This window comes from Streptomyces sp. NPDC032126 (assembly GCF_055580085.1).
Genome location: NZ_JBVIMA010000008.1, coordinates 289,899 through 308,608 on the forward strand (window position 1 = coordinate 289,899; position 18,710 = coordinate 308,608).

Annotated in this window: 18 protein-coding genes; 12 read left to right on the forward strand and 6 right to left on the reverse strand. The window is 72.4% G+C overall.

Annotated features, from left to right (window positions below; all coding sequences use genetic code 11):
* Positions 1-228: 228 nt before the first annotated feature.
* A complete protein-coding gene (pgm, locus tag ACZ5NW_RS28795; protein ID WP_468746854.1) occupies positions 229-1,869 on the reverse strand; it encodes a phosphoglucomutase (alpha-D-glucose-1,6-bisphosphate-dependent) in 1,641 nt (546 codons plus the stop codon).
* A gap of 443 nt (positions 1,870-2,312) precedes the next feature.
* Between pgm and ACZ5NW_RS28800 the strand changes: the two genes are divergently transcribed.
* The 3 genes from ACZ5NW_RS28800 to ACZ5NW_RS28810 all read left to right on the forward strand — a co-directional run bounded on the left by ACZ5NW_RS28800 (position 2,313) and on the right by ACZ5NW_RS28810 (position 5,189).
* The gene (locus ACZ5NW_RS28800; protein ID WP_468746855.1) at positions 2,313-2,930 is read left to right on the forward strand and encodes a TOPRIM nucleotidyl transferase/hydrolase domain-containing protein; all 618 of its coding nucleotides are present in this window, start codon (positions 2,313-2,315) and stop codon (positions 2,928-2,930) included.
* Positions 2,931-3,048: 118 nt separating this feature from the next.
* Complete coding sequence (locus tag ACZ5NW_RS28805) at positions 3,049-4,230, forward strand: NAD(P)/FAD-dependent oxidoreductase (RefSeq protein WP_468746856.1); 1,182 nt, start codon at positions 3,049-3,051, stop codon at positions 4,228-4,230.
* A complete protein-coding gene (locus tag ACZ5NW_RS28810; protein WP_468746857.1) occupies positions 4,227-5,189 on the forward strand; it encodes an RNA polymerase sigma-70 factor in 963 nt (320 codons plus the stop codon). Before ACZ5NW_RS28805 ends, ACZ5NW_RS28810 begins: the two co-directional genes overlap by 4 nt.
* A gap of 39 nt (positions 5,190-5,228) precedes the next feature.
* Here ACZ5NW_RS28810 and ACZ5NW_RS28815 read toward each other — a convergent pair whose 3' ends face one another.
* Positions 5,229-5,612: a VOC family protein gene (locus tag ACZ5NW_RS28815; RefSeq protein WP_468746858.1), complete on the reverse strand. Its 384-nt coding sequence runs from the start codon at positions 5,610-5,612 to the stop codon at positions 5,229-5,231.
* Positions 5,613-5,664: 52 nt separating this feature from the next.
* Positions 5,665-6,018, reverse strand: coding sequence for a VOC family protein (locus ACZ5NW_RS28820; protein WP_468746859.1), 354 nt, complete (start codon positions 6,016-6,018; stop codon positions 5,665-5,667).
* A gap of 185 nt (positions 6,019-6,203) precedes the next feature.
* Here ACZ5NW_RS28820 and ACZ5NW_RS28825 point away from each other — a divergent pair, with 185 nt between their 5' ends.
* Entirely contained in the window at positions 6,204-7,301 is a 1,098-nt protein-coding gene (locus tag ACZ5NW_RS28825; RefSeq protein ID WP_468746860.1) for a serine hydrolase domain-containing protein, read from the forward strand.
* A 49-nt stretch (positions 7,302-7,350) separates the two neighbouring features.
* Complete coding sequence (locus ACZ5NW_RS28830; RefSeq protein ID WP_468746861.1) at positions 7,351-7,671, forward strand: DUF6191 domain-containing protein; 321 nt, start codon at positions 7,351-7,353, stop codon at positions 7,669-7,671.
* A 12-nt stretch (positions 7,672-7,683) separates the two neighbouring features.
* Here the strand turns inward: ACZ5NW_RS28830 and ACZ5NW_RS28835 are convergent, their stop codons facing one another.
* Entirely contained in the window at positions 7,684-8,769 is a 1,086-nt protein-coding gene (locus ACZ5NW_RS28835; RefSeq protein WP_468746862.1) for a DUF5937 family protein, read from the reverse strand.
* A 99-nt stretch (positions 8,770-8,868) separates the two neighbouring features.
* Here ACZ5NW_RS28835 and ACZ5NW_RS28840 point away from each other — a divergent pair, with 99 nt between their 5' ends.
* From ACZ5NW_RS28840 to ACZ5NW_RS28870, 7 genes are all read left to right on the forward strand, one after another.
* Positions 8,869-10,086, forward strand: a complete 1,218-nt coding sequence (locus ACZ5NW_RS28840) for an MFS transporter (RefSeq protein WP_468746863.1) — start codon at positions 8,869-8,871, stop codon at positions 10,084-10,086.
* A gap of 1 nt (position 10,087) precedes the next feature.
* Positions 10,088-10,615 carry an HAD domain-containing protein gene (locus tag ACZ5NW_RS28845; RefSeq protein WP_468746864.1) on the forward strand — a complete coding sequence of 176 codons (528 nt, stop codon included), beginning with the start codon at positions 10,088-10,090 and terminating at the stop codon, positions 10,613-10,615.
* A gap of 376 nt (positions 10,616-10,991) precedes the next feature.
* On the forward strand, positions 10,992-12,194 hold the full coding sequence (locus ACZ5NW_RS28850) for an NAD(P)/FAD-dependent oxidoreductase (RefSeq protein WP_468746865.1): 1,203 nt from the start codon (positions 10,992-10,994) through the stop codon (positions 12,192-12,194).
* A gap of 10 nt (positions 12,195-12,204) precedes the next feature.
* Positions 12,205-13,203: a sigma-70 family RNA polymerase sigma factor gene (locus ACZ5NW_RS28855; RefSeq protein WP_468746866.1), complete on the forward strand. Its 999-nt coding sequence runs from the start codon at positions 12,205-12,207 to the stop codon at positions 13,201-13,203.
* Positions 13,204-13,367: 164 nt separating this feature from the next.
* Entirely contained in the window at positions 13,368-13,928 is a 561-nt protein-coding gene (locus ACZ5NW_RS28860; RefSeq protein WP_468746867.1) for a hypothetical protein, read from the forward strand.
* 148 nt (positions 13,929-14,076) lie between these two features.
* On the forward strand, positions 14,077-14,976 hold the full coding sequence (locus tag ACZ5NW_RS28865; protein WP_468746868.1) for an EamA family transporter: 900 nt from the start codon (positions 14,077-14,079) through the stop codon (positions 14,974-14,976).
* Between the two features lie 40 nt (positions 14,977-15,016).
* Positions 15,017-15,748: a dienelactone hydrolase family protein gene (locus ACZ5NW_RS28870; RefSeq protein ID WP_468746869.1), complete on the forward strand. Its 732-nt coding sequence runs from the start codon at positions 15,017-15,019 to the stop codon at positions 15,746-15,748.
* A gap of 62 nt (positions 15,749-15,810) precedes the next feature.
* On the opposite strand, the gene ACZ5NW_RS28875 is transcribed toward ACZ5NW_RS28870, so the two are convergent.
* Together ACZ5NW_RS28875 and ACZ5NW_RS28880 are read right to left on the reverse strand one after the other, a co-directional pair.
* Positions 15,811-17,349 carry a hypothetical protein gene (locus tag ACZ5NW_RS28875; RefSeq protein ID WP_468746870.1) on the reverse strand — a complete coding sequence of 513 codons (1,539 nt, stop codon included), beginning with the start codon at positions 17,347-17,349 and terminating at the stop codon, positions 15,811-15,813.
* Entirely contained in the window at positions 17,349-18,530 is a 1,182-nt protein-coding gene (locus ACZ5NW_RS28880) for an FAD-dependent monooxygenase (protein WP_468746871.1), read from the reverse strand. The genes ACZ5NW_RS28875 and ACZ5NW_RS28880 overlap by 1 nt, the downstream gene beginning before the upstream one ends.
* Between the last annotated feature and the right edge of the window lie 180 nt (positions 18,531-18,710).

An 18,710-nucleotide genomic window follows, 5' to 3' on the forward strand; every position in this document is an offset into this window, starting at 1 on the left:
TGGGGCGAGTGGTCGGTGTCGCACTGTCAGGTGGAGCACGTGGAGCGTGTCTCTGTGGGTCTATGCGGGTAGAAAGTTCGGAGACAAGGATGACGGTGCCATGACACTCGGGCAAGAGGGTTCCCGGCAACGGCCGTTGAGCGGGCGCGGACCTCCGTGGGGGCGGGGCCCGCTACGCACCCACGCGAGCGCGGCGGCCTGGCACCGGCGGCTGCGCCGTTTGCGGTGTCAGGCGTTCAGTGCCGCGAGGACGACGGACCTGGCCTCCTCCTGGATCCGCCGCAGGTGGTCCGGGCCGAGGAAGGACTCGGCGTAGATCTTGTAGACGTCCTCGGTGCCCGATGGACGGGCCGCGAACCAGGCGTTGGCCGTGGCGACCTTGATCCCGCCGAGGGCCGCCCCGTTGCCGGGCGCCTCGGTGAGCACCGTGGTGACCGGCTCACCGGCGAGGGTGTCGGCGGTGACCTGGCGCGGGGACAGCCTGGCGAGCAGCGCCTTCTCCTCGCGGGAGGCCGGGGCGTCCACGCGCGCGTAGGCGGGGGCGCCGAAGCGGTCGGTGAGCCGGGCGTAGTGCTGCGAAGGGGTGCTGCCCGTGACGGCCGTGATCTCGGAGGCGAGCAGGGCCAGGAGGATGCCGTCCTTGTCGGTGGTCCACACCGACCCGTCGCGGCGCAGGAAGGACGCGCCCGCCGACTCCTCGCCGCCGAAGCCGAGGGTTCCGTCGGACAGGCCGTCCACGAACCACTTGAATCCGACCGGGACCTCGACGAGGGGCCGGCCGACGTCCGCCGCGACCCGGTCGATCATGCTGGACGATACGAGGGTCTTGCCGATCCCGGCGCCGGCGGGCCATTGGTCCCGGTGGGAGAAGAGGTAGGAGATCGCCACGGCCAGGTAGTGGTTGGGGTTCATCAGGCCGCCGTCGGGCGTGACGATGCCGTGCCGGTCGGCGTCGGCGTCGTTGCCGGTCGCGATGTCGAACCGGTCGCGCCGCTCGATGAGCGAGGCCATGGCGTACGGCGAGGAGCAGTCCATGCGGATCTTGCCGTCCCAGTCCAGCGTCATGAAGCGCCAGGTGGGGTCGGTGAGCGGGTTCACGACCGTGAGGTCGAGGCCGTGCTGTTCGGCGATACGGCCCCAGTAGGCGACCGAGGCGCCGCCCAGCGGATCGGCGCCGATGCGGACGCCGGCGGACCGGATGGCGTCCAGGTCCAGTACGTTCGGCAGGTCGGCCACGTAGGCGCCGAGGAAGTCGTGGCGGCCGGTGCCGGGGGCGGTCAGGGCGCGGGCGTAGGGGATGCGCCGTACGTCCTTCAGGCCGCCGGTGATGATCTCGTTGGCGCGGTCCTGGATCCAGGAGGTCGCCTCGGAACCGGCCGGCCCGCCGCTCGGCGGGTTGTACTTGAAACCGCCGTCGGCGGGCGGGTTGTGCGAGGGGGTGACCACGACGCCGTCGGCGAGGCCGGACGTGCGGCCGCGGTTGTACGTGAGGATGGCGTGCGAGACCGCCGGGGTGGGCGTGTAGCCGTCGGACTGGTCGATGAGGACGGTCACGTCGTTGGCGGCGAAGACCTCCAGGGCCGTGATCCGGGCGGGCTCGGACAGGGCGTGGGTGTCGGCGCCGAGGAAGAGGGGGCCATCGGTGCCCTGGGCGGCGCGGTATTCGCAGATGGCCTGGCTGGTGGCCGCGATGTGGTCCTCGTTGAACGCCGACGCCAGGGACGAGCCGCGGTGTCCGGAGGTGCCGAAGGCGACCCGTTGCCCGGGCTCGGCCGGGTCGGGATGCAGCGCGTAGTACGCCGTGACCAGGCGGGCCACATCGATGAGGTCCTCGGGTCCGGCGACCTGTCCCGCTCGCGCGTCCTGCATGTCCCCGCTCCTCCGCAAGGGTCGACCGTCAGTTACGGCCCCATTCTCCCCTGCTCGGCCGGGCTGGACGCGTAACCGGTCGGCCGAAAGGGTCAGGGCCGCGCCGACTCGGCGGGAGGCGACCGGGATGCAGCCAACAGGCCCATTGCTTCGGCGAGTCGGCGACACAAGGGTTCGGCGGGACATGGGCAGCCGCAAGCCTCCCGTGGGGAGCCGGGAGGCGCGGCGGGCCCTGCCGGCAGGACATCGCTCGGCAGGGCCCGGCAAGGGGATCCACCCGGGGGTGGCGGATCCCGTGGGCACCACGATGCACCAGATCCAGCCATGGCGATAGATATCAGCCAGGAGAATCTCGACCTTCGGGCACGCCACGTCTCGACCCGGGCCCGCGCACCAGCGGAAATTCCCTCGCGCCGCGGCGGGAACGGGCCGAGACTGCTCGCATGGCTGACATGGGGGCGTTCCGGGACGCGGTCACGGCGTGGGCGGCGGGCGGCCCCGGCGACGCGGCACGGGAGCTGGCGGCGCGACTGCCCGTCCGGGTGGCCGTCCTGCTCGAAGGGCCGAGCGATGTCGCCGCGGTCAACGCCCTGGCGGAGAGCCGCGGCCGGAACCTGGCAGCCGAGGAGGTCTGCGTCCTGGCGATCGGCGGAGCGATGAGCGTGGGCCACTACGCCCGCCTCCTCGGCCCTCCCGGCCTGGGGCTGCGGCTGACCGGGCTGTGCGACGAGGCGGAGGGCTCCTTCTACGCCCGCGGCTTCGAACGGGCCGGCGCGACGCCGCACGGCTTCTTCGTCTGCGCGGCGGATCTGGAGGACGAACTCATCCGCGCGCTGGGCGTGCCGCAGGTGGAGGAGCTCGTACAGGCGGAAGGGGACCTGCGCGCCCTGCGGACCTTCCTGCGCCAGCCCGCGCAGCAGGGCCGCGCCCCGCAGCGGCAGTACCGGCGTTTCTTCGGGACGAAGAAGGGGCGCAAGATCCACTATGCCCGCGTGCTCGTCGAGGCCCTCGGCCCGGACAACGTCCCGGCCCCGCTCGACGCCCTGCTCTCCAGCCTCTGACTCCCCCCACACATAGTGTGACGCAGGTCACATCTGCGACCTGTCACGTCGGGCGGGCGCCGTCTGTCCCCTAGGTGTCATCGGCACCACGGCCGGTGACCGACCTCGGGAGATCGAGATGAGCAGCAGCCACCACATCGTCGTACTCGGCGCCGGCTACACGGGCATGTTCACCGCTGTCCGGCTGGCGCACCGCACCCGCCGCCCCGGAGTGAAGATCACCCTGGTCAATCCGACGAGCCGGTTCGTCGAGCGGCTGCGGATGCACCAGATCGCCGCCGGACAGCAGCTCGCCGACCACCGGATCCCCGACCTGCTCGCCGGCACCGGCGTCACCTTCGTCCAGGGCACCGCCACCGCCATCGATCCGGACACCCGGCGCATCACCATCGACGGCGCCATGTCCTCGCTCCGCTACGACACGCTCGTCTACGCGCTGGGCAGCTCGACCGACATCACGAAGGTCCCCGGCGCGGACGTCCACGCGTTCACCCTGAACGACCCGGAGGTCGCCGGCCGGTTCGCCGCGCGGCTCACCGAGGTCGCCGCGGCCGGCGGCACGATCACCGTGTGCGGCGCCGGACTGACCGGCATCGAGGCGGCCACGGAGATCGCCGAGAGCCACCCCGGTGCGGCCGTCACGCTGATCGGCTCCGACGAACCCGGCGCCACGATGGGCACCAAGGCCCGCGCCCATCTCCACCGCGCGCTGGACCGCCTCGGCATCACCCGGGAGACCGGCTCCCGCGTCACCAAGGTGCTGCCCGACGCCGTCGAACTGGCCGACGGCCGGAACATCCACTCCGACGCCTGCCTCTGGACGGCCGGAGTGACGGTGCCGCCGCTCGCCGCCGACGCGGGGATCGCCACCGACGAGCGCGGGCTGATCCTGGTCGACGCCACGCTGCGGTCGGTGTCCCACCCGGAGATCCACGCCATCGGTGACGCCGCCGCGATCCGCCTGGCCTGGGGGCAGCTCCACGGCTCCTGCCAGAGCGGACTGCCCACCGCCCAGTACACCGCCGACACCATCGCGCGGCTGGTGCGCGGCAAGGCCGTCAAGCCGTTCCGCTTCGGCTACTACCACCGGCCCGTCAGCCTCGGCCGCCGGGACGCCGTCATCCAGTTCACCAGGGCCGACTTCACTCCGCGCCGGCAGTGCCTCACCGGCCGCGCCGCCGTCGTGTACAAGGAACTCGTCAGCGGCAGCCCCCTGACGACGTACCGGCTCAGCAAGCGCATGAACGTCACCACCTTCGTCTCCAAGGGCGGCCGCGCCACGCGTACGCCCGTGGCATGACCGGCACGCCGGCTCCCGGCGCCGTGATCCACGCCTTGCCGCCCGGGTCACGGCGCTGGCAGCATGAACTGGTGATCGACACCGACGCCGGGCAGGACCCGTACCTAGAACACCGCAGGCTGCTGTTCGTCACGGCCTACCGGATGCTGGGCAGCGTCACCGACGCGGAGGACGTTCTGCAGGACGCCTGGCTGAAGTGGAGCACCACGGACCGCGGCACGGTCAGCCACCCCAAGGCCTACCTCGTGCGCACGGTCACCAACCTCGCCCTGAACCGGCTCACCTCCGCGCGGGCCACCCGGGAGACCTACGTCGGACCGTGGCTGCCGGAACCCCTGCTGACGTCCCCGGACATCGCCTCGGAGGCCGAACTGGCCGACTCCGTCTCCACGGCCATGCTGGTCGTGCTGGAATCCCTCAGCCCCGTGGAACGCGCCGTCTTCCTGCTCCGCGAGGTCTTCGGCTACACGCACGGCGAGATCGCCGAGGCCCTCGAACGCCCCGAGGCGACGATCCGGCAGATCGCCCACCGCGCCCGCGCACATGTCCAGGCCCGCCGCCCCCGCTACGACACCGACCCCGACCGGCGCCGGCAGATCACCGCCCGCTTCCTCGACGCCTGCTCGGGCGGCGATCTCAACGCCGTGATGGAGCTGCTCGCCCCCGAGGTGACCGCCTGGTCCGACGGCGGCGGCAAGGTCACCGCGGCCCGCCGACCGGTCCACGGCGTCGACCACGTCGCGCGTTGGCTGGTGGGCTTCCTGACCAAGCCCCAACTGGCCGCCCTGACCATGGAACCGGCCGTCATCAACGGCGAACTCGGCATCCTGGCCACGCTCGACGGGCACACCGTCGGCGCCCTGTCCTACGACATCGAGGACGGCCGCATCCACAACCTGCGCTTCCAGGTGAACCCCGACAAGCTCAGCGGCCTGACCCCTGACAACGGCTTGGCGTGAGGCGACCGGTCCCGGAGGCGGCCAGGACGGCGTGGGGCGTCAGGAATCCGTCGTGGCCCGGTCGGACTCACTGCGCAGGACGCAGAACTCGTTGCCTTCCGGGTCGGCGAGGACTGCCCAGCCGGTGCCATCGGGGTTCCGGTGGTCGGTGACGAAGGTGGCACCGAGGCCGAGCAGCCGTTCCACCTCCTGATCGCGCGAGGTCTCAGGACGCAGGCACAGATGGATGCGGTTCTTGATCTTCTTGGGCTCGGGCACCTGGTTGAAGTACAGCACCGGACCCTCCGCCAGCAGCACCTGGGTCTCGCGGGCCCCCGGTCTGTCCTCCGGATGCAAGGGACGGCCCGTCACTCCGCTCCAGAACCGGGCCAGTTCATACGCGTCCGCGCAGTCGATCGCCACGTTCTGCACTACCGAAACCATGAGCGCGAGCCTGACCCACTTCCTCTCCCGGCGCCACCGAATTCAACCCGGGTCAGGCGGGCTGCCACAGCTCGACCCGGTTGCCTTCCGGATCGGTGACCCAGCCGAATCGGCCGACACCGTCCATGTCCTGCGTCTCCTCGGCCACGTCCGCGCCTTTGCCGCGCAGCTGCGCGAGCATCGCGTCGAGGTCGCGGACCCGGAAGTTGAGCATGGTCTGCTGGGTGCGGGACCCGAAGTAGTCGGTGTCCGACTCGAACGTCGCGAACACCGTCGGCCCGGCTCCCTGATGCCACACGCCGTTCTCATCGGCCTCAAGGCCCAGGCAGTCGCGGTACCAGGCGCTCAGGGCCACCGGGTCGGCGGCGCGCAGGAAATAGCCACCGATGCCAAGCACACGTTCCATGCCGCCATCCTGCCAGGCGTGGCCATCGGACGGGCGGGTGACACGAGCGGCCTTGTCAAGGGGGGTGGCCCCAGCGCCGATGCGCGGGGCTGTCGTACTGATCTCGGCCCGGGACCCTGGAAAGGTCGTCCGTGAGCGATCGACCGGCCCGCGCGAGACGGGCCACGACCAGGGGGAGAACAGCCATGTCCCGCACGCGCCTTGCCGCCGCGGTCCTGCTCGCCGCAACACTCACCGGGGCGTTCGCTCCGGTGGCGGCGGCCGCATCACCGGATCTGGTGCAACGGCAGTTGGATCGGCTCGTCCAACGGGACGGGGTCCCGGGCGCCCTCGCGTACGACGGTACGGCGACCCGTACCGCCGGGGTCGCGGACCTGGAGTCGGGCCGGCCGATGGTCGACGCGCACGGCCGCTTCCGGTTGGCCAGCAACACCAAAGCCTTCACCGCGACGGCCGTGATGCGTCTGGTGGCGGAGGGGCGGATCCGACTCGACGACCGGGCGGGCACCTACGTGCCGCAGCTCGCCGAACGCCCCATCACCGTACGCCAGTTGCTCAAGCAGACCAGTGGACTGCCGGAGTACGCATCACTGGTCGACTGGAGCCGGCCCGGCACGTCCGAGGACTATCTCGCTCTCGCCCTCAAGGAGCAGCCGCTCTTCGAACCGGGCACCGACTGGGGCTACTCCAACACCAACTACCTCGTCCTCGGCATGGTGATCGACAAGGCCGCGGGCGTCGACTTCCGCACCTACATCGAACGCACCGTGCTGCGTCCGCTGCACCTCGACGACACCTACTGGCCCGCGCCCGGCGAGCTGGGCCTGCGGGGGCCGCACGCCCGCAACTACGGCATCCACCCGGCACATCCGCAAGCCGGGCGAGTGGATGTGACGGAGCTTCCCGGCTATGAGTTCGGCGCGTCCGGCGGACTCGTCTCCACGCCCAGGGACCTCAACGCCTTCTGGGACGGCCTGTTCGGCGGCCGGCTCCTGCCGGGCTGGGCGGTACGCCTGATGACCCACGACACCACCGACGTCGGCGGCCGCGACGTCTACCCGGCGGGCAGCCGCTACGGCTACGGCGTCGCCTCCATCCCGCTCAGCTGCGGCGGCGTGTACTGGGGCCACGGCGGCGATCTGCCGGGCGACTCGGTGGGCGGCGGCAGGGCCACGGGCAAACGCGGCACCGTGACCGTCTACACGACGACCTGGGCCGCCGAAGGCAGCAGCCTGCGGCACCTCCAGGGGGCGGTCGACGCGGCGCTGTGCCGGCGTCGGTAGCCGGAACAAGGCCCGGTGACATCGTGCCGCCGGCGTCGATAATCGGGGCATGGGATTCGCCGTCTTCATGACCTTGCCGGGACTGGTCATCGCGCTGACCGCCGTGGCCTTCGCGGACCAGCTCCTCCTCAGGGCCGGCCGCGCCGGCCTGTTGCCGTGGCGGAACAGCGGCCGGCAGGGCCAGATATCGGCGACCGGCTTCGAGCAGCTGCACGCGAGCTTCTCGCCGGGAAAGCAGAACGAACTCAAGGAGCGGCAGTCCTCCCTGGTCATGCGGGACGACGAGGAGGACGGGGCGCCGCCGCACCGGACGACCGTGGACCTGGACGGAGGGGTCGCGGTCGTCCGGGTGCCGCAGGCGGACGAGTAGGGGACCACGGGCTCAGCGCAGTACGGCCCCCAGCAGGTCGTCGCCCAGGGTTGTCACCTCGGTCAGGTCCAGGGTGTAGCGGACGTAACGGCCGTGGCGCCGGGCCGCGAGCAGGCCCGCCCGGCGCAGAGCGGCGAGGTGGCGGGAGACCTCCGGCGGCGAGAGTTCCCACATGTGCGCCAGCTCGCTGGTGGTGTGCGGGCCACGGGCCAGGCTGCGCAGCAGCCGCAGTCGTACGGGATGCGCGAGTGCCTCCAGCCGTAGGGTGACCGTTTCCAGCGATACGGGCTCCGCCGGACGCGGCTCGGCCACGGGGTACTGCACCACGGGCTGCCAACCGGGCGCGTGGACCACCACCAGGTGGGGGCTGCCGAAGACGCTGGGGATGAAGGTGACCCCGGTGCGGTGAGCGGAGGTCGCCTTGTCCTGGAGCTTGTCCACGACGATGCAGTCGCCGTCCGGTGCCAGCGTGACCGCGCCGGAGACCGATGCGAGTGCCGCGCCGATCCCCTGGCGCTTGAGCAGGTCGTTCTTCAGGCGCAGGTCGGTGGCGATCTGCACGGCCACGTCCGTCCAGGCGGCGTCGAAGAAGGCCTCGGCGCACTGTTCGAGGGTGTGGCGCACCCGCGCCCGTACGGCGGCCGGGTCGGCGAGCAGCCGTTCCGCGAACGCCTCCTGCCGCGCGCCCCGGGCCTGGGCCAGGTCCAGGGCCCGCTCGCGGGCGGTGGCGTCGGTGAGCGGTGAGGGGGCGCCGAAGTGGACCCGATTGCTGCCGCACGTCGTGACGAGCGCGGCGGTGACGTACTTCTCGTCGTCGATCCGGTCCACCTCGTCCAGCTCCTCGGCGAGGGTCGGCCGGGGCCGGGCGGGCAGGAGGAAGTCCGCTTGTGAGGAACGCCAGAGGAAGTCCGCCTCCATGAGCCGCTCGGCCAGCTCGGGCCGCAGCCGGGTCCTGACCTCCGCGGCCCAGTCGGCGAGCTGCGGATGGTGCCCCGGCTCGGCCAACACGTGCAGCATCGCGGTCAGTTCGGCCAGCGGGGAGGCGGCGAACCGCAGTCGCTCGGACGGCAGGCCGCTGATGTCGATCCTCAACGTCACCCCTCATCATCACCGACCGCACGGCCGACGACTCCGCCGGTTGACGGTATCCGTCAACCGGCGTGGCCGAACCGGCCGCACACCGCACCGTCTGACGTCATGACAACCACCACCAAGATCCGGCCCCGTTCCCTCGTCCGGGCCTCCGGCGGCGCCCGCTACGCCGTCGCCCTGGCCGTGGACGCGCTCGGCACCGGCCTGCTGCGGCCCTTCCTGCTGCTGTACGGGGTGACGGTCCTGCGGCTGTCCGCGCCGGCGACCGGCACCGCGATGACGGTCGGCGTCGTCGTGGGTCTGGTGTGCGTGCCCGGCGTGGGCCGTTGGCTGGACCGGGGCGCACGCAGCACGGTCGTGGCCGCGTCGATGCTGGTGCGGGTCCTGGGGGTGGGGCTGCTGCTGGCCACCCCGGCCGGCCACGTCTCGCTCTTCGCGACGGCGGCGCTGTTCCTCGGCATCGGCAACCAGGCGTGGCCGGCCGCCCACGCGGCTCTCGTGGCCACCGTCGCCCACGGCCGGGAACGGGACGCGGCCCTGGCAGCGGCGCGCTCACTGCGCAATGCCGGCCTCGGTGTGGGCGCGCTCATCGCCACCGTGTGCCTGGCGGGCGGCACCACCGCGTTGCGGGCGCTGGCCGCCGTCACGGGGCTGGCCTATCTCGCCGCGGCGGCCCTGGCGGGGTCGGTCGGCCTCCGTACGGATCCGGCCGCCGCCCCGGCCCGGGACGGGGACGACGGTCGCCCACCCCGTATGCGGGCGCTGCTGGCCGCCAACGTCATCTACGTCTTCTGCCTCAACGTCCCCGAGATCGCGCTCCCTCTGGTCCTGGTGACCCAGCTGCACGCGTCCCCCGTGTGGTCGGCGGCCATCTTCGTGGCCAACACCGTGCTGGTGGTCGCCTTGCAGGTTCCGATCACCGTCGCGATGTCCCGCTTCTCCCGGCGGACCGTGCTGGCTCTCGCCGGCGTCGTCCTCACGGCGTCCTACCTCGGCTTCCTCGCCGCCACGTCACTGGGACACGGCTGGGGGACGCCGGCCGTCGCCGCCGTGTCCGTGGTCTGCACCATCGGCGAGATCATCTACGCCGGCAGCGCCACCGCACTCGTCACCGCCCTCGCCCCGGCCCACGTCCTGGGCCGCACCCTCGCCCGCTTCGAACTCTCCACGGGCTTCGGACTCGCCGTCTCCCCCGCGGTGATCACCACCCTCGCGCCCTACGGCTCCACGGCCCTCTGGGGCAGCCTCGCCGCGACGACACTCCTGTCCGCGTCGGCCGTCGCCACGGAGGCCGATACCCCTGTCCCTCACTATCCTGTGTGACGTGACCGACTGCGCGTGGCGTCCGTTGCTGTTCCTCGACGTCGACGGCCCGCTCATCCCGTTCGGCGCGGAGCCGCAGCGGTATCCGACGTACGCGGCGGCTCTCGCTCTGCCGGAATCGGGCACGAATCCGCTCCTGACCAGGATCGACCCCGAGCACGGACCCAAACTGGCCGCGCTGGGGTGCGAGGTCGTCTGGGCCACGACGTGGATGGACGACGCGAACCAGTGCATCGCACCGCTGATCGGTCTCCCGCCGCTAAGGGTCGTGGCCTGGCCCGAACCGTCCGATGCCGATGAGCGGGACGAACGCGACGGACTGCACTGGAAGACCCGCGGTCTCGTCACATGGGCGGCGGGACGGCCCTTCGTCTGGGTCGATGACGAGATCACGGACACCGACCGGACCTGGGTCGCCGCCCACCACCCGGGACCTGCCCTGCTCCACCGGGTCGACGCGCGGACGGGGCTCACCGACGAGGACTTCGCGACCCTCGCCTCGTGGCTGCGGCAGCCGTTCGGGCCGTAGGGATTCCCCACCTGTCCGCGCGTTCACTGTCGTCCAGCGTGTCGAGGTACTCCGCGTGGAGCCCTGCGGGGTTCTGTCGCCGTACGTTCGGGCCCACAACCGCAGGGCTCCTTCCCGGTCGCCCTGCTTGGCTAGCAACTCCCCCAGCCGACCAGCGGCGTTCCGATCACCGGCGTCGGCCCGAGCCCGCAGCTCCGCCCTGTGATCCCGGTCCGGTCCACCGCTCCTCGGGGCCAGGACGAGGGTGCGAACCGATGGTCGTACAGGCCCCGTCACCCTGTGACCCACGCCACATGCGGTTCCTGTCAGGAATCGGGCCGCTGTTCCGCTCAAGCAGCGGAACCAGCCGAAGCAAGCGCAACGACAGGAGCAACGCATGAAGCACCGCATCGTCGTCCTCGGCGCCGGGTACGCCGGGGCCTATGTGGCCGGGAACCTGGCCCGCCGGCTGTCCCCGGCGGACTGCGAGATCACCGTGGTCAACGCCGAACCGGACTTCGTCCAGCGGCTGCGGCTGCACCAGCTCGCGGCGGGCCAGGAGATCGACGCTCCCCAACTCACCGACGTGTTCAGGGGCACGGGCATTCGCCTGCGCCTGGCCCGGGTCACCGCCGTCGACCCGGAGCGTCAGGTCGTCGCCGTGGCCGACGCCGGAGGCGGCGGCGAACTCGGTTACGACACGCTGGTCTACGCGCTCGGCAGCCACGTCGCCGACCACGGTGTCCCCGGCGTGGCCGAGCACGCGTTCCACGTCACCCGCCGACCCGCGGCGCTCCGCCTGCGCGAGCGTCTGGACAGCCTGGAAGAGCGGGGCGACGGCGGGCGTGTGCTGGTCGTCGGCGACGGGTTGACCGGCATCGAGACCGCGACCGAGCTCGCCGAGTCCCGGCCCGGCCTGTCGGTGACGCTGGTGGCCCGCGGCGAGCTCGCCGCTCCGCTCTCCGCCGGAGCCCGCGATCATGTGCGCGAGGCCTGCGACCGGCTGGGCATCACAATCCTGGAGCACACCTTCGTCGAAGCCGTCGAAGAGACACGGGTGTTGTGCGCCGACGGCACCGTTCTGGCGTCCGACGCGACGGTGTGGACGGCCGGGTTCGCGGTCAGTTCCATCGCCGCCGTCGGAGGACTCGAGGTCACCGGGGACGGTCGTATCGTCGTCGACCGCACCATGCGGTCGGTCTCGCACCCCACCGTGTACGCCGTCGGCGACAGCGTCCACGCCATCGGCGACAACGGCCGGGCCCTGCCGATGTCCTGCGCCTCGGCCGGCTACACCGGCATGCAGGCAGTCGCCGCGATCGTGGGGAACCTGACCGGCCGCAAGGTCCCCCACACCAAGCTGGAGTACGTGGCCAACACCATCAGCCTCGGGCGGCGGGACGGGATCCTGCAGACGGTCGACGCCGAGGCGCGGGCGAAGCCGACGTACCTGGGTGGGCGAAAGGCCGCGCGGATCAAGGCGGGCATCCTCAGGACCTCGCTGTGGGCCACCTCGCATCCGACGTTCTGCCTGCCCAAGCGCAAGCGCCACCTGGCCGCCGCAACACCGGCGTTCACCGAGAACCGCGTGGCCGCCTAGAGTGATCCGGGTGGACAGCACCGACACCGAACGCTCCGATGCCGATCGCTCTGACGTCGATCGCGCCGATGCCGATCGCTTCGACGCCAGTCGGTTCGAGGCCGGCCGGGACCGGCTGGCCTCGCTGGCGTACCGGCTGCTGGGCTCCGCCGCCGACGCCGAGGACGCCGTGCAGGACGCGTTCCTGCACTGGCAGTCCGCCGACCGGCAGCGGATCAAGGTGCCGGAGGCCTGGCTGACCAAGGTCGTCACCAACCTGTGCCTCGACCGGCTCCGCTCGGCGCGGGCCCGCCGCGAGCGCACGACCGGCGCCTGGCTGCCCGAGCCGCTCCTCGACGGGGACCCGATGCTGGGCCCGGCCGACACCTTCGAGCAGCGCGAATCGGTCTCCCTGGCCGTGCTGACGCTCATGGAACGCCTGTCACCGCACGAACGGGCGGTCTACGTGCTGCGCGAGGCGTTCTCGTACAGCCACGGCGAGATCGCCGAGATCCTCGACATCACAGAGTCCGCGAGCCAGCAGCACCTGCACCGGGCCCGGCGCCGTATCACCGCCGCGCGCCGGGGCGGCGCCGAAGTCGACCGGGCGTCCGCCCGCAGGATCGTCGAGGAGTTCCTCGCCGCCGCCTCCTCGGGCCGCACCGAACGACTGGTGGCGTTGCTCACCGATGACGCGACCGCGATCTCCGACGGGGCGGGCCTGGCCGAGAAGCTGCTGCGGTACGACACCCCGGAGCGTGTCGCCGCCGTGGCACGCGCCGGCTTCAGACCCACACCCGCGAAACGGCGATTTGTGGGCGGCGTGTCCGCCTTCCACTTCGCCCTCGTCAACGGCGCTCCCGCCCTCCTCAACGTGCGCGGCGACCAGGTCGTCGGCGCCGTGACGTTCGACCTGGCGGGCGGCAGGATCGGGACCGTGCGCGGCATCGCCGACCCCGCCCGTCTCGTCCGTCTCACCGAGGCCTGGCGGCGGCACGAACCGGAATCTCCCCTCCTCGCCGAGTGGTGACGCGAGCGGGCCTTCCACAGCGAGCGGGAGCACAACCAATTGGTGCGAGGCCGCACAGTGCGGCGAGTGGACAACCGTTCGGCGGACAACGGTGGTCTAGGGGAAGGGAGAGGCGCCCTCCCTTCGTCCGAACGTCGCGTACACCGCAAGGAGTTGTTCGTTCCATGACCCGGATCCACCAGTACGCCGCCGCCATCGCGGTCGCCGTCGCCCTGATCGGGACGCCCACGGCGGCATACGCCGCACCGCAGCACAAGGCGGCGCCGGTCACCGCCGACTCCGTCGCGCGGAAGGCCCCTTCGGCCCGGATCGTCGCCCCGGAAGAGCACGTGCAGGTGCCCGGCGGCGCCGAGATCTGGCTGACGGCGGAGGGCAAGCACTGGACGACGCCGGAGAACCCCGATCCGCAGTTCCGCAGCGTGGTCGACGGAAACATCGACCTCAGCCAGCCCGGTGTGTCGATGCAGTCGGAGGGCCTGGGCGACCACTACCTCCTGTCCGGTCTGTACTACGGCGGCACCGGCACCGCCTCGCGCGTCACGATCCGCACCACCGCCGGGGTCGTGCACGGCAACCTCCTGGAGCTCGCGGGCAAGCCCGGCTGGGGCGTCTGGTACGCCACCGTCGACCTTCCGGCGGGCCATGGCAACGATGGCCTCGACGTCTCGCGGATCACCGTCCGCGACACCCACAACAAGGTCTACGCCGAGCTGGACCTGCGCTGAACCAGGGGGACTTGGGAGCCGGAGGCCGTTCAACTCCCCCTGCTCCCAGGTCCCGACTCCCCTGCCCCACGTCCCAGCCGACGCCGCGTCCCGGTGAAAACCAGGTGACGCGCCGGGCCCGATCCCCGATGATCCCAGCGTGGCAACCATGAGCGTCGACAGGACCGAACGCGGCCCGTCCTCCCGGTCCTCCTTGACCGCGCAGGCCGCCCGTGCCTTCGGCGAGATACCGCCAACGGCACTGATACTGCTGGGAATTGTCAGCGTTCAGGTGGGCTCGGCCCTGGCCAAGCACCTGTTCACCGCGGTGGGCAGCTTCGGGACGGTCGCGTTGCGGCTGCTCTTCGCGGCGGCGGTGCTCCTGCTGATGTGGCGGCCGTCCCTGCGCGTGAGTCGTCGCGCGGGGGCCGTGGTGCTCGGCTACGGCGTGACCCTCGGCCTGATGAACCTCTGCTTCTACCTGGCCCTGGACCGCATCCCGCTCGGGATCGCGGTGACCACCGAGTTCCTCGGGCCGCTGGTGGTCGCCCTGGCCGGGTCGAGGCGCTGGCTCGACGCCTTCTGGGCCCTGCTCGCGACGGGCGGTGTGGTCCTGCTGATGGAGGGCGGCGGCGACCTCGACCTCGCCGGTTTCCTCTTCGCCCTCGCCGCGGGGACGTGCTGGGGTCTGTACATCCTGCTCGGCGCGGCACTGGGCCGCCACACCAGCGAGGGCGACGGCCTGGCTCTGGGCATGGCCGTGGCCGCCCTGGTGGCCGTGCCGTTCGGCGTGGCCGACAGCGGAACGGCCCTCGTTCAACCGTGGATCCTCGTCGCGGGGCTCGGCGTGGCGCTGTTGTCGTCGGTGATCCCGTACTCACTGGATCTCGAAGCCCTGCGCAGGATCCCGCCGCGGGTGTTCGGCGTTCTGATGAGCCTCGAACCGGCGATGGCGGCCCTCATCGGTCTGATCGTGCTCCACGAGTCGCTGCGCTGGTCGCAGTGGATCGCGGTGCTGTGCGTGGTGGCCGCGTCGGCGGGCGCCGCCCGCGACACCCAGCCGGACTAGGATCGACTCGACATTTGGCGATCACTGCACGGGGGCACTGATGACCGGTCAATGGGAGACAGTCGGCGAAGCCGGCGGCATCGAGGCGTATGTGCACCGCCCGGAGGGTGAGGTGCGGGGCGCCGTGGTGGTCTGCTCCGAGCTGTACGGCGTGAACGCCTATGTCCGCGACACCTGCGCGGAGTTGGCGGCGGCCGGATACGTGGCACTGGCACCCGACTACTACTGGCGCAGCGCCCGCCGCACCCAACTCGGGTACTCCGCCGAGGAACGCGAGAACGGCCTGGTGCTGATGCGCGCCCTGGACCGCGACGAGCTGGTGGCCGACGCCTCGGCGGCGCTGTCGGCGGCGCGCGCTCATGCCGGGGAACGGGGCGTGGCCTTCCTGGGGCTGAGCATGGGCGGCCACATCGCGGTCCGCGCGGCGACCGAGCTGCGCTTCGAGCTGGCCGCCGTCTTCTATCCGGGATGGTTGCTGAACAGCGGCTTTCCGCTGGTCGGCCCCGTGCCACCGCTGGAGACCAGCGAGCGGATCGCCGAGGGCGGGGCGTTCCTGCTGGGCTTTCGCGGCGAACTGGACCACATCATCCCGGCCGAGGAGTGGGAGCAGGCCGGGCAGCGGCTCACCGCGGCCGGGGTGCCGCACGAGCTGGTCACCTACCCGGGCGCCCGCCACGGCTTCGCCTGCTCGGACCGCCCGGCCGACTACGACCCCGAGGCCGGGGCCGACGCCTGGAAGAAGGTCTACAGCGCCCTGGAAGCGCACCTGTAGACCACGTCTCCGCCTGTGCCCGGCCGCGTCCGCGATGGCTCCGTCGTACTCCAGGGCTCCCGTCAGTCCCCGGGTGCGGTCGGTGCCTTCGCGCAGAGATAGGGGCGCGCGAGCAGCAGGCCGGTGCCGGTCAGGGCCATGCCGATGTAGACCGGCGCCAGGTGGACGAAGTCCGTGTAATGGATCACGCCGTGCACCACGACGGCCGGGAGGAAGCCGGCCGTCGCCGCCGCGGTCAGGGTCCAGAACACCCAGGCCTCACCGCGCCGCCAGCCCCACGCGCTGAGCAGCGTGATCGCCACCGCCGCGGACATGAGGGCGCCGCCGAACCCCGCGCGGTCGTGGGCGATGAACGGAACCAGCCGGGAGTTCAGGCTCTCCAGGTTCTGGGTCCGGGTCCCGAGGAAGGTCAGGTCGGTGGGCACGAAGACGCCGGTGAGGCCGACCACCGAGATCACCGCTCCACCCAGGAACAGTCCGGCTCCGGTGACGATCAGCAGCAGCTGACCGGTCAGCGCCCGTCGGCGCTCCCGCTCCGGCCCCTCGGGGGTCAGGCGCCAGCGGGGTGTGTGCGGGGCCCGCCGGACCGCGGCCACGAACATCGGGAACAGGACGACGGCGGTGGCCGTGTGCAGGGGTTCCACGAAGCCGGTGGCCAGGAAGTAGAACAAGGTGGGGAAGCCGATCGCCCCCGAGAGCAGATACACCTCGCGGGCCCAGGCCCAGCCGCGTCTGATGCCGCCCACGGCGAGGCCGGTGTACAGGGCGCCGATCGCCACCATCGTCCCGGCCATGGTGATCCGGTCGTGCTGGAGGAAGTGCACGAGATGGTGGTTGGCGGCGTGCAGTTCGTGCAGCGTCATGCCGAGGTAGTCGCGGTCGTACCAGAGCAGCACCGGCCCGAGCGTGATCGCCGCGGCACCGAGTCCGGCGACCGTCATGCCGAGCCCGACGAGCAGCGCCCACCACCAGGCGGGCCAGCGAAGGGGGTTGGCGCCGATGTCCCGCATACGCGGGGCGCGGACGGTGGGCGTGGCCGCCTCGGTGACTCGGGCGAACCAGCCGGGTCCGGCCTCGACGAGCACGCCGGGCCGGGCGAGCACCACGGTGCCCGGCTCCGCCAGCGCGGCGGCCGCGGCGGTGACCGACGGGTCGGACACCTCGGCCAGGCGCGGGTCGTCATCGCTGGTGAACCCGTCGACATGGGGTTTGAGAGCGGCCGCCGCCTCCGCGTCACGGGTGCGGACGACGACGGGGATCGAGCGGCGGGCGGCGGCCTCGCGTACGGTCTCCACGTCGGTCGCGGACACCGCCGTCACCTCCACGACACCGGCTCCGAGCGGGGGCATGGCCCGTATCGCCTCGCGGGCGAGCGACGGCGGGACGGATATCCCGAGCCGGACGGCAACGGGCACACCGGCGATCTCGCCCGCGAGCCGCTCGGGCGGATGGCGGTGGCCGAACGCCCAGGCGACCAGGCGGGCGCCGGCGGGGCGGGAGCCGACGGAGGCCAGCAGCCGCAGCGCGGCCCGCTGCGAGCGGCGACGTCCGAGGACGGTGGCGGCCGCGCCGCGCAGCGGGTGATACGTCCAGTCCGGCATCAGTGGCTCTCGCTCTCCGTCGCGGTCACCCGGGCACCGGGCGGGGTCCAGCCGAGCACGGGCGTCATGGAACGCAGCGTGGCCCGTGACGGCGTCAGCCGGGCCGCCATGTCGCGCAGCAGGACCGCGGGCGGCCAGGACAGCTGGCCGATCGCGCCGAGCCGGGCGGAGCGGCGCGTGATGGCCTGGGTCCGCGGCCGCCGCAGCAGATCGTAGGAGCGGAGCGCGGCGGTCACGTCGGGGGCGCTGTCGAGGCAGTGGGCGAGGGTGACCGCGTCCTCCAGGGCCTGGCACGCGCCCTGGCCCAGGTTGGGAGTCATGGCGTGGGCGGCGTCGCCCAGCAGCGCGACCCGGCCGCGCACGAAGGAGGGCAGCGGCGGCAGGTCGTACAGGTCGTGGCGGAGTACGGCGTCGGCCGGGACGGCGGCGAGGAGCGCGGGGATGGGCTCCGGCCAGTCGGAGAAGCGGCGCAGCACTTCGTCGTACTCCGATGAGCCCGAGGACGCTCCGGCCGGCAGTGACGCGGTCGCGAAGCAGTACGCCCGTCCGCCGGGCAGCGCCGTGTAGCCGAACCGGGTCCCGCGTCCCCAGGTCGCGGCGCCGTCCGGGGGCGGCACGGCGAGGGGCCCGGTGACCATGCGCCAGGCGGTGTAGCCGGCGTACCGGGGTCCGGCCGCCTCGGGCCACAGCGTGTGGCGGACCACGCTGCGCAGCCCGTCGGCGCCGATCACGAGGTCGGGCCGGGACTCGCCCCCGCGGTGGTCGACGGCCGGGCCGTGGCCGTCGTGGCGGACCGCGGACACCTCGCAGCCCGGCCGCAGGCTGTCGGCGGGCAGCGCCTCGGTGAGGGCCCGCAGCAGGTCCGCGCGGTGCAGGACCACCAGTGGATGGCCGAAGCGTCGGGCCAGCTCCGCGTTGTCCGTACGGGACAGCCAGCGGCCGCGCCGGTCGCGTACTCCGCCGGTGGCCTCGACGGCGCCGAGCGCGCGGACGGTGTCGGCCAGGCCGAGCGCGTCGAGTGCGTGGAGGGCGTTGGGCCACAGGGAGATGCCGGCGCCGATCTCGCTGAACTCCGGGGCTCGTTCCAGCACCTCGACACGCCAGCCGCGCCGGTGCAGGGCGATGGCCGCCGCGAGGCCGCCGATCCCGCCGCCGACGATGGTCGCGGCACGCTGTGGCATGGGTCCTCGTTCCGGAAGGGGGGCGGCCGCCCCGGTCAAGTGGTCGTCGATGGGTGCCCGAGCGGCGTACGCGACGGCGCAGGTCCGCTGACCAGCGCCTCACGGCACCATGTCGGTGGGCACATGTCAACATACCGATCGGGGGGCGGCCGGGTTCGGCGGGGGCCTGGGCCGGGGACG

Excerpts from the sequence above, each read along its gene's own strand:
- ACZ5NW_RS28805 (WP_468746856.1), top strand. The coding sequence starts at position 3,049 with ATGAGCAGCAGCCACCACATCGTCGTACTCGGCGCCGGCTACACGGGC.
- ACZ5NW_RS28865 (WP_468746868.1), top strand. The coding sequence starts at position 14,077 with ATGAGCGTCGACAGGACCGAACGCGGCCCGTCCTCCCGGTCCTCCTTG.
- ACZ5NW_RS28880 (WP_468746871.1), bottom strand. The coding sequence starts at position 18,530 with ATGCCACAGCGTGCCGCGACCATCGTCGGCGGCGGGATCGGCGGCCTC.
- pgm (WP_468746854.1), bottom strand. The coding sequence starts at position 1,869 with ATGCAGGACGCGCGAGCGGGACAGGTCGCCGGACCCGAGGACCTCATC.
- ACZ5NW_RS28830 (WP_468746861.1), top strand. The coding sequence starts at position 7,351 with ATGGGATTCGCCGTCTTCATGACCTTGCCGGGACTGGTCATCGCGCTG.
- ACZ5NW_RS28875 (WP_468746870.1), bottom strand. The coding sequence starts at position 17,349 with ATGCCGGACTGGACGTATCACCCGCTGCGCGGCGCGGCCGCCACCGTC.
- ACZ5NW_RS28850 (WP_468746865.1), top strand. The coding sequence starts at position 10,992 with ATGAAGCACCGCATCGTCGTCCTCGGCGCCGGGTACGCCGGGGCCTAT.
- ACZ5NW_RS28820 (WP_468746859.1), bottom strand. The coding sequence starts at position 6,018 with ATGGAACGTGTGCTTGGCATCGGTGGCTATTTCCTGCGCGCCGCCGAC.
- ACZ5NW_RS28840 (WP_468746863.1), top strand. The coding sequence starts at position 8,869 with ATGACAACCACCACCAAGATCCGGCCCCGTTCCCTCGTCCGGGCCTCC.
- ACZ5NW_RS28815 (WP_468746858.1), bottom strand. The coding sequence starts at position 5,612 with ATGGTTTCGGTAGTGCAGAACGTGGCGATCGACTGCGCGGACGCGTAT.
- ACZ5NW_RS28870 (WP_468746869.1), top strand. The coding sequence starts at position 15,017 with ATGACCGGTCAATGGGAGACAGTCGGCGAAGCCGGCGGCATCGAGGCG.
- ACZ5NW_RS28800 (WP_468746855.1), top strand. The coding sequence starts at position 2,313 with ATGGCTGACATGGGGGCGTTCCGGGACGCGGTCACGGCGTGGGCGGCG.
- ACZ5NW_RS28810 (WP_468746857.1), top strand. The coding sequence starts at position 4,227 with ATGACCGGCACGCCGGCTCCCGGCGCCGTGATCCACGCCTTGCCGCCC.
- ACZ5NW_RS28825 (WP_468746860.1), top strand. The coding sequence starts at position 6,204 with ATGTCCCGCACGCGCCTTGCCGCCGCGGTCCTGCTCGCCGCAACACTC.
- ACZ5NW_RS28860 (WP_468746867.1), top strand. The coding sequence starts at position 13,368 with ATGACCCGGATCCACCAGTACGCCGCCGCCATCGCGGTCGCCGTCGCC.